Raw genomic sequence first — 11,923 nt, 5'->3', positions numbered from 1 at the left:
ACCGTCCCCATGCTCTAATATATATTCAGTTTATCCTAAGTGGGTTTAAATTAGCACTTATTTTATACTATGAAAATCTAGTAAATTATTAATGATAAATTAAGAATATTGTTGTAGACTTAGAATGAGTTATGGGATTATAGTCGGTGGACTTGATACCGAGGTTATTAGGCATTTATGGGGGAAGATTTATGAATAACGCAGAAATGAATCTGGTTGGAGAAATACCTACCAGACGAGGCAAATCAGTCAAAGGCAATCGAAATTGGAAGTTTGTTGCAGCAAGCAGCGCCTCTATTATCGTACTCTTAATTGCGGGAATTAGTTATTACCAGGCAACCCGATTCAATTCACAGACTACGATTAATGACATAAATGTCGGTGGGATGACGGCTGATCAGGCATTGAAAAAATTACAAACCACTGTCTTACAAAATAGGGTCTTTGTCGGACAGCAGCAAATTTTAGATGAAAACGATACAAAGATGGGTTTTGCGGATCAGGATTTGCCTGAGGTTAAGAAAATACTAAAAAGCCAGTGGACATTTTTTCCATCGACAAAGGCAAAAGGTTATCATCTGATACCTGAAAAGGCAGACCAATTCCGAACCGAAACAATGAAAAAGCTTGTGGAAGAAAAGCTCTTATCAATGAATAAAAGTTTAAAAGCACCCCAAGATGCAGCGGCGAAGCTTACGCAGGGCAGCATTATTATCACCAAAAGCAAGGATGGAGAACAATATGACGTCTCAAGCCTATTGAAGGAATACGACAAGCAGCATTATAAGAGTGACATTCATCTTAGTCCTTTATACATACAGCCAATCAAAGAAAATAGCGCAATTGTAAAAAATGAACAGAAAAAGCTGCAAGAACTTCTTGGGCAGACTGTTGAGTATAAGGTTCAGGATCAAGTCTTTTCTTTAAAAGCTAGTGAAGTAATTACAAATGCCTCTGTGACTAAGGATATGAAAATAACAATTGACCCGAATGACATTAAAAACAAAGTTGCGGAAATAAATGATACAAAATCTACATTAAATAAAGACTTCTCCTTTAAGACCCACTCAGGTTCGGTCATATCTGTAAAAGGAAAAGGCTACGGCTGGGCATTAGATGTTGACAAAGAAACAGCTCAAATTCAAGCTGCTTTTGAAAAGGGAGAGAATTCCATTTCTGCATCCAATGTTATTGGACACGGATGGAAGGGTGAAGGCTACGGTTACGATACAACCGCGAACAACGGAATTGGCGGCACGTATGCTGAAGTATCCCTTGCCGAACAGCGAATTTGGATTTACAAAGATGGTAAATTGGTCATCACAACAAATGTCGTTACCGGGAAACACAGCACCGGTCATGATACATCAACGGGAGTTTGGTATGTTCTCTATAAACGATCACCTTCCATTCTAACAGGCAGGGAACTCGGTGGAAAACCAAGTTATCAAGTACAGGTAAATTATTGGGCTCCTTTTACGAACGATGGACAAGGGTTCCACGATGCCAGCTGGCGGAAAAACTGGGCAAGCAATGCCTATCTTAACGATGGCTCGCACGGCTGCGTCAACACACAACCAGACGATATGAAAATCGTCTACGAAAATCTCAGCACATACGAACCGGTCGTTATATACTGAAACATGGGGACGGTTCTTTTGCTTCATTTTTTGAAGCAAAAGAACCGTCCCCTCTTTTTAATGATCCCTATTAACAATATAGTTCAGCAAATGCTTCAAAAAAGTCGTGTTGCGCGGCACTTCCTCTAGTGTGTCCATCGCCAGACAATAATGGTCCCACATCGCTTTTTTCGCACCTTCTGCGCCCAGGATGGATACAAACGTTGAGCTGTTGTTAGCAGCATCCTTGCCTGCGGGTTTCCCTAATACGTTCTGATCCCCTTCCAAATCTAGAAGATCATCCTTAATCTGAAAGGCAATGCCGGCATGCCTGGCGAATTTTTTCAAGGCGGACAGTTCGGACGCGTGAGCATGTGCAAGAATCGCCGGCATGATTAGAGACGCTTCGAAAGCGATTCCGGTTTTATAAAAGCACATTACATTCAGTTGGTCCAGTGTTAGTGGCTTGCCTTTAGATTCCAGATCCATCGCCTGCCCCTTACACATATCCTCTGTTACCTGGGCTGAATATTGAATCAAGCGAAGCACTGTTTCTGCATTGAACCGGGTAAGCGAAGTCTGTTCCTCGATCGCCTTTTGGGTTAAAAAAAGCGCAGTTAGTTCAGCAATAGCGATGTTATAGGTCTTATGAAGAGTTGGCCGCCCCCTGCGGATTCCAGCATTGTCCTGGGATGGAAGGTCATCAAAAATAAGTGATGCCGTATGCATGTATTCTAATGACCGTAAAAGCGGGGTAATGGAGGAACCATCCAATCCATATCCATCAACACCCATAACCCACGTCATAATGGGACGGAGCCGCTTCCCGTCACCCTCAAGACTGTAATTGGCGGCATCGATAATGGGGTCATTCCTTAATGGTAAACCTTCAATTTTCAAGGTCCTGTTAATTTGGTCGCGAACCGTTTCGATTGTATCTAAAAAGTCGTCCTGCTCCATCCGGTCATTTTTTAAATTTGTAATAATATGGTCGCGCAGCAGCTTATCAAAGAAATCCACATCGTCTGCTTTTTGGACCATTTTTTGTATCACACGATTGAATTGCGGCATTCCTGAGGTAAAAAGCCCCATTATTTCATTGTATTTTTGCGTTCCCATCCGCACTTTAAATCGCTTCAATCCGTTTATGGCGCGGTCCAGTATGACCTCGCATGTCTTTGGATCGGAGTCAAAGACATTGTGAATCAAATTAGCAATAACCGCCCAGTACAACTCAAATGGGTTGATAAGGTCATCGCGCTGGTTGTGGTATTTCATATAGTAGGTATACGGCGTGACGGCACCGTCCTTTATGTCATCGAACATATCGGCAAAATCATCGGCCAGTTGATTATAAATGCCGTAATAGAAGGTTCGGCTGTCAAACCCCTCATCCTCAGGAGCACTGATGACAGAACGGGCAATCAATCGGGACGAAGACGATTTTAAAATAATCGGTATGTACAGTTCTTCATTGGTGTAATTGGGGTTGGATAAACTTTTAACGCGGTCCACTTCTTGAGAATTAAAAAAGATATAGGCCTGCTCGAAAAATTGCTTTTTCGTTTCCGTATGCTGATGGGACTTAATATAGTCAAAGGCATCGCGGAGTTCGGTATGAATATAACGAATGAGACTGGCATTAGGTCCTGTCCAGTTGCCTAAATCAGGAACAGATCCTGTAACAAGGGTGGTCCGGATTAAACTGGAGTATTCCTCTTTTTCTTTATCGGACAAAACACGGGCATCAAGTAGATCGTCAATAAAGGGATAGGTCAGACCGTAGGCATAGCCCAGTTTGATGGCTTCATCAAGCCTCCGGCTTCGTTCTTCTTGGGCTGTTTCATCAGCCATCTCTTCATTTACATGCAGGATGACCCCCGCAATGATTTTAATCAATTTTCGTTTGGCATGCTCGGGATCCATTCTCTCCGGAATGTTGTCGGATACGATTTTCAGTTTGTTCATCAGCCAAATAAAGGCGGATTCAATCCCTTCCTTCTGCGCCCAGCGGTACAATCCGGCCATGCTGAAAAAATCAGTTTTGTCATCGCGGCTTGTCAGGTTATTTTTTAAATTGGACACAACACTCCGTATCCTGGCCTGTGTCTCCGGTGACTCCAGAGATTTGCCGAGGTCCCGCATGTAAAGATAGGAAATGCTTCGGTCCAGATAATGGTCCAGTTTACTGGTATAGTCGAGCCATTGTATGTATTGGTGGTATCCCCGAACATCCGGCCTTTGCCTTCTTCGAAATAGGAAGGTTAATAGAGGATGACGAATATGGTTGTGTTTCCACTCTTTGAAATCCCTTGTCAAAGCAGTGACATAGCTTTTTTCTGTGACCAGTTTGTATAGCCTCCGAAAATATTCAGCAGCCTTTTCCTCACCCAGCTGATAACACTCATCGGCATTTATTAATAGCTTTTCAATCATTTGAAGCACAACCTCTGCTTAAGGTTTTTTATTTTTGTAATACTCATTAAATTGAGATTACCACAATCCCCTTCATTTTTTCTTAAAAACTAGCAAATTATATTTAAATATAGTGCGGGAAAAATAACTTTATAACCGGAAAGCTTAATAAGTGCAAAAAAGCAAGTAGACTTGTCCACATAGACATCGTCTACTTGCCTGTTTTTTCGCAACTAGTTCTTTATAAATTTTTTAAACAATTCCAGTTAACATATAAACACCAATTACAAAGAATGCAGCGATTGTTTTGATAATGGTAATGGCAAATATATCGCGATAGGATTGCTTATGTGTCAGACCAGTGATCGCGAGTAATGTAATAACAGCTCCGTTATGTGGAAGTGTATCCATCCCTCCCGATGCCATGGAAATAACACGGTGCATAACTTCTAGCGGAATATCAAATTGATTAGCCAGTTCAATATAGGTTTTACTCATAATACCTAATGAAATGGCAATACCTGCCGATGCGGAGCCTGAAATAGCAGACAGAACGTTTGTCGTTACCGCTCCGTTTAATAAAGGATTTTCAAACGCTTTGGAAATGCCGTCTCTAGCAATCGCAAATCCAGGCAAATTTGAAATAACAGCACCAAAACCATATTCAGTAGCCGAGTTCATGATTGCCAGCAGTGCTCCGCCAATCCCGACATTCATGCCAACCTTGAAATTCGTCAGAACAGGTTTTCGATTATACAAAATAGTGGCAAAAATCCCTGCAAGAAGAGCAATTTCAACTGACCAAATACCAACGACTTGTGCCGTTTCAATGTTTGGGAAAGTTGTTAAACCGATCTTCGAAAAATCAAAACCATTTGGATACCATTTTGGAATCACTGTGGTTAACACCTTATTTAACACACCAACTAGGACAACCGGAACAAAGGCAAATATTTTGCGGCCGACGCTTTCTTTTACATCTAAGTCGATTTTAATTTCCTCTTCGGTAATCGTTCCAAAGCTATCATAGCCTTCACCGGCTTTTTCCGCTTTTTTCCGGCGAGAATCTAAATACAGCATACCGACTGTAAAGATGAAAATGGCCCCGATAATTCCAAGTGTCGGTGCGGCATAAAGGTTTGTTTTAAAGAATGTTGTCGGAATAACGTTTTGCACCTGTGGGGAACCTGGCAGCGCATCCATTGTAAAGGTAAAAGACCCAAGGGCAATCGTTCCCGGAATTAACCGTTTCGGAATATTGGATTGTCTGAACAAATTGGCTGCAAACGGATATACAGCAAATGCCACAACGACTAAGCTTACGCCGCTGTAGGTAAGAATTGCGCACAATAAAACAATGACTAACATGGCACGCTTGCGTCCCACTAATTGAATCAAGGTGGTGGCGATGGAACGTGCTAAACCAGACATTTCTACTACTTTACCAAAAATAGCTCCCAGCAAGAAAATAGGAAAATATAATTTTATATATTCCACCATTTTTCCCATAAAGACATTCGAATAAAACGGGAGAACATAATCTGGATTTGTTAATAATACTGCAAATAATGCACATACCGGAGCAAAAATGATGACTGAAAATCCGCGATAGGCGATAAACATTAACAAACCCAGCGCTAAGAGAATAATAACTAGTTCCATAAAATTTCTCCTCTACCCCTAGATGATTTAACCCTTTGCTGAAAAAATGTTAATTGTGCGTATTCTAAGATGTCCAAAAAGGATTAGTTTTTGTTTTTAGCAATTTCCGCTGCTACATCCACGATCATATCCTCTTGACCGCCGACAACTTTACGTTTACCTAACTCTATTAAAATGTCACGTGAATCGATGCCAAATTTAGTTGCAGCACGTTTCGCATGAAGGGCAAAGCTTGAATAAACCCCTGCATATCCTAGTGTCAGGCTGTCTCTTGTAATTTCCTGAGGTACTTGCAGAATCGGTGCGACGATATCTTCAGCTAAATCCATCATTTTATATAAATCGACGCCTGTCTTAATTCCCATCCGTTCACAAACGGCAACTAATACTTCTGTCTGCGTATTACCGGCACCAGCGCCTAAGCAGCGAACACTGCCGTCAATACGGGTCGCACCTTCTTCAATCGCCACAAGTGTATTGGCCATGGCAAGAGAGAGATTGTTATGACCATGGAAGCCAATATTAATGCCTACTGATTGTTTAAGGGCACGAATCCGTTCACGTACTTGTTCAGGAAGAAGATAACCTGCTGAATCAACCACATAAACCGTATCAGCACCGTAGCTTTCCATTAATTTAGCCTGTTCAACAAGTTTGTCTACTGGTGCCATGTGGTTCATCATTAAGAATCCAACTGTTTCCATGCCAAGTTCTTTTGCATAAGCAATATGCTGCGGCGCCACATCTGCTTCGGTTACGTGTGTAGCGATACGAGCCATTTTTGCCCCTAAATTGGCAGCTTCCTTCAGTTCATGCAGTGTACCGATACCCGGTAATAATAAAACAGCAATTTTTGAATTATCTGCTACAGAAACAGCTGCTTCAATTAATTCCATTTCATTTGTTTTTGACAGGCCATATTGTAAAGAAGACCCTGCAAGTCCGTCGCCGTGTGATACTTCAATAAATGGTACATTGGCATCATTCAATGCTTTTGCAACTTTCAATACTTGCTCGACTGTATATTGATGGGCAACCGCATGGCTGCCGTCCCGTAATGCTACTTCGGTAATGAGAATATCTCTGTTGTTTTCCATTGTTTTTTCGGCCCCTTTCTTAAACGGTTTGTTTCTTTAATAAGTTTTTTGCAAATTCTTCAGCAATTTTAACGCCTGCTGCAGTCATGATATCTAGGTTTCCAGAGTATTTTGGCAGATAATCCCCTGCTCCTTCTACCTCTAAGAAAATGGTTACCTTATTTCCATCAAAAATCGGTTCGGTACGTAGACGATACCCCGGAACATAGGATTGAACGACCTTAGTCATTTCTGCAATTGATTGTCTGATGGCTTCCTCGTTCATCTTTCCTTCTTCGACAAGCGTATAAACGGTGTCACGCATAAGAATCGGCGGTTCCGCAGGATTCAGGATAATGATGGCCTTTCCTTTTTTCGCGCCCCCAACTACTTCAATCGCACGGGATGTCGTTTCAGTAAACTCATCGATATTTGCGCGAGTCCCTGGTCCGGCACTGCGGCTTGAAATGGTTGCGACAATTTCTGCATATTTTACCGGGCAAACACGATTGACCGCATGCACCATCGGGATGGTCGCTTGACCTCCGCAAGTAATCAAATTGATATTATCTTTCTCTAAATGCTCTTGAATGTTCACGGCAGCACACACATATGGTCCAACCGCAGCAGGAGTCATATCAATTACTTTTTTACCTGCCTCATTTAACACTTTTGCATTGTAGAGATGGGCTTTGGCAGAGGTCGCATCAAAAATGATGTCAGCCAATTCTGGTGTTTTCAAAAAACCATCAATACCGTCACTTATAGCTGTATATCCTAATTCCTTGGCACGGCGCAGTCCATCCGAATTTGGGTCAATCCCAATCACAGTGGTTAATTCCAAAATTTCAGAGCGGCCAAGCTTAATCATTAAATCTGTCCCAATATTTCCTGAGCCAAGAATGGCAACTTTTACTTTTTCCACTTCATTTCTCCTCCTAAAATTAGTTCACGGGGACGGTTCTCGTGTCCCATTTTATTCAATTCCTATTCCAAAATAGCTGCCAGATCAGCGCTTATCGTTGCATTACACCTTTGTAACCCAATGCCTTTGAAATCTCTGATGCAGCTTTCTGGATTCCGGCGATGACCTTTGGAAGACGTTCTTCATCAAGCCTGATTTTAGGGGCGGCACAGCTTATTGAAGCGATTACATTCCCCTGATGGTTAAAGATCGGAGCAGCGATACATTTCAGCCCTAACTCAATCTCTTCATCGTCAACCGCATAGCCGCACTCACGGACGGATTGTAAATGATTTTTAATTGCCTGTTTATCCGTCATCGTGAACTCCGTAAACGGCTGCAAATTTTGGATTGACAGCAGCCGGTCTACCTCTTGGTCACTTAAGTAGGCCAGAATTGCTTTGCCGACACCTGTGCAATGTACCGGGGCTCTTTTTCCAATATGCGAGTACATCGTCAGGGTTCTCGGTCCATCTTCCTTTTCGATATAAATAATTTCGTTGCGGTTCAATAAAACTAAGTGAACGGTTTCATTTAGTTCATTGACTAAATCCTTGATAATTGGCCGAGCAATGCTTCTTATGTCCAAATGTTTGCCTACAAAATTACCTAGTTCAAAAAGCTTTATACCTAAACGGTATTTGAGGTCATCCGGGTTTTGCTGAAGATATCCTCTGTGTTCCAAAGTCTTGATAATCCCATGGACAGTACTTTTTGATAGATTTACCTTCTCGCTAATTTCCTTGACGCTTAACTCTGAATTTGTAGTTAAAAAAATTTCAAGGACATCCGCTGCTCTTTCAATCGATTGAATTAAACGTTCAGACATTACTAATCCTCCATATCGTTCGATATTGTCGAACAGCATTCGACAATATCAACATGTAAATTTATAATATCTCGCATTTTTTATTGTGTCAATATTTTTAGAATTCATAAATTTTAATGAAAATCGTTGGTTTATGAAAAAAAAGAGCCTTATCCTTGCGGAATAGGCTCTTTGAAAAATTAGATGATCTCAAATTGTTTAAAACCAGTGGTGTCTGGGATAAAATCCAATGTTTTGCCCCTGAAATAATGGCACTCGGCTTTATCAATGATAAACTGCAGTTCATCCAATGTTATTATTTCGTCATTTGCCTGAAAGGCATCTTCGAAGGTCAGTTTTGCTTTCATAAAACAACTTTTCCGCATTTGCAAGCGGATCAATTGGTTTGAATCTTGCAATCGCTTTTGCAATTCGTTTTTTGCTGCTTCAGTTAAAATAAACATATAATCATCTCGTTTTTTTATTTTTTACTCAATCTATAACTCTATTTAAAGTTAAGTGAAAATTAATTTCAAGTTTTTATGTAAGCGTTTTTGGTCTAAAACCGCCTTTCATTAAATATTTTTGTAGAGAGACAACCCATTACAAATGAAAGGTGTGGCCCGCCCATGTTTGCAGTTCATTTTCTTGAAAACAAAAATGTTTTATTAACTCAGCTGCTAAAACGTATTCCAGTCGTTGGAGAGGATGTAACCATTAAAGGCCGCAAAGCCAAAATTTCAAACGTCGAGCATATTGACGAAAAAACGATACATGTGAAAGTGGTTTTAGAAGAAATCAAAAAAGGCAAAGTGGCAGTAGTCGATAATTCTAAGAAGAAAAAAAGGTAGAAGCTTTTTCAGCTTTTTCATAAGACCTCTTCCGGTCCGCTTGATTGCTCCTTTTGGTCTTATAAACCTTTCATAAGGCCACTTTCGGCCTGGCTGTTTGCCTGTTTTGGTCTTATAAGCCTTTCATAAGACCACTTTCGGCCTGGCTGTTTGCTCCTTTTGGTCTTATCAGCCTTTCATAAGACCACTTTCGGCCTGGCTGATTGTCCTTTTGGTCTTATAAGCCTTTCATAAGACCACCTTCGGCCTGGCTGTTTGCTCCTTTTGGGCTTATCAGACTTTCATAAGACCACTTTCGGCCTGGCCGTTTGCTCCTTTTGGTCTTATAAACCTTTCATAAGGCCAATTTCGGCCTGGCTGATTGTCCTTTTGGTCTTATAAGCCTTTCATAAGACCACCTTCGGCCTGGCTGTTTGCTCCTTTTGGGCTTATAACCTTTTCATAGAACCACTTTCCGCTTGACTATTTGACCTTTGGTCCATATAATCATAAAAAGCTGCGATTCCACATCAAAAATCGCAGCTTTTTTATCCTTATTTATCTTCCCTCAACAAATAATCATTGCCATCCTGGTCATGGAAGGAAAACATCGTTCCGAATGGCATTCTTAGCATTTCCCCTACTTTTACTCCATTTTGTTTCATTTTTTCATATGCGGATTCGATATCGGTCGTGCTGAAGAGGATTGATGGGTGCTGAACCTTTGATGGGTCATGCTGTTCCATCGCAGCTTTAGCATAAAGGACTAAATTGGTGGAGTCATCTCCGCTTGGTCCAACTTCAATCCAGGAAAAGTCTGGCCCCATTGGCTGCTCTTCTTTTAGAACAAAACCGACTCTATTAATCCAAAAATCTTTGGCTTCTTCTTGGTCATTTACATAAACAGTAACTTTTGCAACTTTATTAATCATCCTGCTAAAAACTCCTTTTCTAAATATACAAAATAAGTTTATCAACCAAATTTTGCAAAAGCAATTTTAAATGAAAACTCGTCGATTGGCGAGTCCGTTAGGACGAAGACAGAGACGTAGTTGAATTTATGCGTTAAGAAAGTGTAAAGTCAGGGAAATTTTACACTTTCCTTTAGCCCAAAAAATGAACTATTTTTGAGTTCCACCCTGAGGGTCAGATATCAACCCCATAAATAAAATTGTTCCGCTTTCTTCTTCGGTAATCGTTATGAAAAATGGCCGATTTACTTCTATAAAGAAGGGATTATCTATGCTTGCCGACTCTTTTACCATTTGGACAGAGGTTGCCGCAGCCGCTTCTGTCCCTGCTTCATTCACATCGATAAATGTTTTTTGTTTTACTTCACTGATCATTATTGGATCCGTCTCTTTAACCATTTTTGAAAAATTAGCTCGGCTGTCAAAAGCGTTCTCCATCCCCAGATTCTTTAATGGGTCATTCAATATCACTTCATACTCTAATTGAAACTTTGGCAGCAGAACGGTCCCCTTTTTTTCGGTAAATTCAGAGTTCCACTTCTCCCAATTTTCAGTTGTCAGCATTTTTTGGAATTCTGCTAAATTGGAACTTTCCCTTGGAAGAAATATCTTCATGCTCATTTGGCCATCACCATATGGAAGCGAAACCGCCTGGAAATCTTCGGTTTCCAAATAAGCCAATTTTTCATTCAGCGTCATGAGCTGCACCTTTTTGGTGGTCCCTTCTGTCAGATGAAAAGTTTGTTCCTTTGTTTGCTCTTTATCAAATTCATATTGCCATTTCCCGTTAAAATAAATCGCGTTGATCAGAACCGTGACTAAATCTAGATCTAAAGGATCTTCAATAATTTCCTTAATTTTACCATTTGTCGATTTCTTCACCCAATCATTAATCAACGGAACAGATTTCCTATCATTGATATCAATCTCTTTTATTTCTGCATTAAAATAATCTCTGTTGTTAGTCGCAAATTTATCCTGAAAGTGGAAGTCTTTGTTTAGCCAAATGGAGTTTGCGATATGGAGCTGAATTTGCTTAAAATGCTTATGTAACATCGACATCATTGAAGCGTTCGCTTGACTTAATTCATTGGCATCCATTCCAGTCGTTTGCAAAACCTTCTCCATCTCTTCCTTTGTTTTCCCATCGGCCCCGTTGTAGACCATTGACAGCGCCATGAATAAACTTGTCGGAGAAATAACCGTATTGCCGCCGTTTCCTGCTCCTATCTCTGTTAACAGTTTCATCCCCAATTGATTATTGGCGGAAACAATGTCCGTATAATCTTCCTTTCCAAAAATAGCGTTAATGGATGGAGCCAAATTTCCGGTTTGTTTCATTCCCATCCCCCACACCATTAGAATAAAGAAAACCACTAGTATAAGCGGAAAAATGAATTTTTTCATCCACACCACCACTCCTTTACTAGATTAGACTGCCCACCTAAAATAAAAGTTTCAAAGCAAAGGGACGGTTCTTGTGCTTCAAATTGAAGCACAAACATACTAAGATTAGTAGCACAAACCAAGGCCATGGTTTGTGCTACTATTTTTTTATAGTAGAAGTGAAGAATAGCC

General features: G+C 40.7%; 10 protein-coding genes. 2 read left to right on the top strand and 8 right to left on the bottom strand.

The window, feature by feature from the left end; genetic code table 11:
- Window positions 1-191: 191 nt before the first annotated feature.
- Window positions 192-1,640, top strand: coding sequence for a L,D-transpeptidase family protein (locus ACFPA1_RS20060; protein WP_378584994.1), 1,449 nt, complete (start codon window positions 192-194; stop codon window positions 1,638-1,640).
- A gap of 57 nt (window positions 1,641-1,697) precedes the next feature.
- Here ACFPA1_RS20060 and ACFPA1_RS20055 read toward each other — a convergent pair whose 3' ends face one another.
- The 6 genes from ACFPA1_RS20055 to ACFPA1_RS20030 all read right to left on the bottom strand — a co-directional run bounded on the left by ACFPA1_RS20055 (window position 1,698) and on the right by ACFPA1_RS20030 (window position 9,008).
- Window positions 1,698-4,055, bottom strand: coding sequence for a polyprenyl synthetase family protein (locus tag ACFPA1_RS20055; protein WP_378584993.1), 2,358 nt, complete (start codon window positions 4,053-4,055; stop codon window positions 1,698-1,700).
- Window positions 4,056-4,286: 231 nt separating this feature from the next.
- The gene (locus tag ACFPA1_RS20050; protein ID WP_213146635.1) at window positions 4,287-5,696 is read right to left on the bottom strand and encodes a GntP family permease; all 1,410 of its coding nucleotides are present in this window, start codon (window positions 5,694-5,696) and stop codon (window positions 4,287-4,289) included.
- An 83-nt stretch (window positions 5,697-5,779) separates the two neighbouring features.
- On the bottom strand, window positions 5,780-6,793 hold the full coding sequence (dmpG, locus tag ACFPA1_RS20045) for a 4-hydroxy-2-oxovalerate aldolase (RefSeq protein ID WP_378584992.1): 1,014 nt from the start codon (window positions 6,791-6,793) through the stop codon (window positions 5,780-5,782).
- Window positions 6,794-6,812: 19 nt separating this feature from the next.
- The gene (locus ACFPA1_RS20040; protein WP_213146633.1) at window positions 6,813-7,697 is read right to left on the bottom strand and encodes an acetaldehyde dehydrogenase (acetylating); all 885 of its coding nucleotides are present in this window, start codon (window positions 7,695-7,697) and stop codon (window positions 6,813-6,815) included.
- A gap of 91 nt (window positions 7,698-7,788) precedes the next feature.
- Window positions 7,789-8,565 (bottom strand): IclR family transcriptional regulator, encoded by a 777-nt coding sequence (locus tag ACFPA1_RS20035; RefSeq protein ID WP_213146632.1) that lies wholly within the window; start codon window positions 8,563-8,565, stop codon window positions 7,789-7,791.
- Between the two features lie 179 nt (window positions 8,566-8,744).
- Window positions 8,745-9,008 (bottom strand): iron-sulfur cluster biosynthesis family protein, encoded by a 264-nt coding sequence (locus tag ACFPA1_RS20030; RefSeq protein ID WP_378584991.1) that lies wholly within the window; start codon window positions 9,006-9,008, stop codon window positions 8,745-8,747.
- A 165-nt stretch (window positions 9,009-9,173) separates the two neighbouring features.
- On the opposite strand from ACFPA1_RS20030, the gene ACFPA1_RS20025 reads away from it, so the two are divergent.
- Window positions 9,174-9,395, top strand: coding sequence for a hypothetical protein (locus tag ACFPA1_RS20025; RefSeq protein ID WP_213146630.1), 222 nt, complete (start codon window positions 9,174-9,176; stop codon window positions 9,393-9,395).
- A 533-nt stretch (window positions 9,396-9,928) separates the two neighbouring features.
- Here ACFPA1_RS20025 and ACFPA1_RS20020 read toward each other — a convergent pair.
- Both ACFPA1_RS20020 and ACFPA1_RS20015 read right to left on the bottom strand, forming a co-directional pair.
- Window positions 9,929-10,306: a VOC family protein gene (locus ACFPA1_RS20020; RefSeq protein WP_378584989.1), complete on the bottom strand. Its 378-nt coding sequence runs from the start codon at window positions 10,304-10,306 to the stop codon at window positions 9,929-9,931.
- A gap of 189 nt (window positions 10,307-10,495) precedes the next feature.
- The gene (locus tag ACFPA1_RS20015) at window positions 10,496-11,752 is read right to left on the bottom strand and encodes a serpin family protein (RefSeq protein ID WP_378584987.1); all 1,257 of its coding nucleotides are present in this window, start codon (window positions 11,750-11,752) and stop codon (window positions 10,496-10,498) included.
- Window positions 11,753-11,923 lie beyond the last annotated feature (171 nt).

The sequence above is a fragment of the Neobacillus sp. GCM10023253 genome, from assembly GCF_042653105.1.
In the GTDB taxonomy this organism is placed as follows: Bacteria; Bacillota; Bacilli; order Bacillales; family Cytobacillaceae; genus Neobacillus; species Neobacillus citreus.
The sequence above is the reverse complement of the archived record's forward strand: the minus strand, read 5'-3'. Positions and strand labels throughout refer to the sequence as shown.

Bases quoted from the DNA above. Each gene is read 5' to 3' on its own strand.
- ACFPA1_RS20060 (WP_378584994.1), top strand. From the start codon at position 192: ATGAATAACGCAGAAATGAATCTGGTTGGAGAAATACCTACCAGACGA.
- ACFPA1_RS20055 (WP_378584993.1), bottom strand. From the start codon at position 4,055: ATGATTGAAAAGCTATTAATAAATGCCGATGAGTGTTATCAGCTGGGT.
- ACFPA1_RS20050 (WP_213146635.1), bottom strand. From the start codon at position 5,696: ATGGAACTAGTTATTATTCTCTTAGCGCTGGGTTTGTTAATGTTTATC.
- dmpG (WP_378584992.1), bottom strand. From the start codon at position 6,793: ATGGAAAACAACAGAGATATTCTCATTACCGAAGTAGCATTACGGGAC.
- ACFPA1_RS20035 (WP_213146632.1), bottom strand. From the start codon at position 8,565: ATGTCTGAACGTTTAATTCAATCGATTGAAAGAGCAGCGGATGTCCTT.
- ACFPA1_RS20030 (WP_378584991.1), bottom strand. From the start codon at position 9,008: ATGTTTATTTTAACTGAAGCAGCAAAAAACGAATTGCAAAAGCGATTG.
- ACFPA1_RS20025 (WP_213146630.1), top strand. From the start codon at position 9,174: ATGTTTGCAGTTCATTTTCTTGAAAACAAAAATGTTTTATTAACTCAG.
- ACFPA1_RS20020 (WP_378584989.1), bottom strand. From the start codon at position 10,306: ATGATTAATAAAGTTGCAAAAGTTACTGTTTATGTAAATGACCAAGAA.
- ACFPA1_RS20015 (WP_378584987.1), bottom strand. From the start codon at position 11,752: ATGAAAAAATTCATTTTTCCGCTTATACTAGTGGTTTTCTTTATTCTA.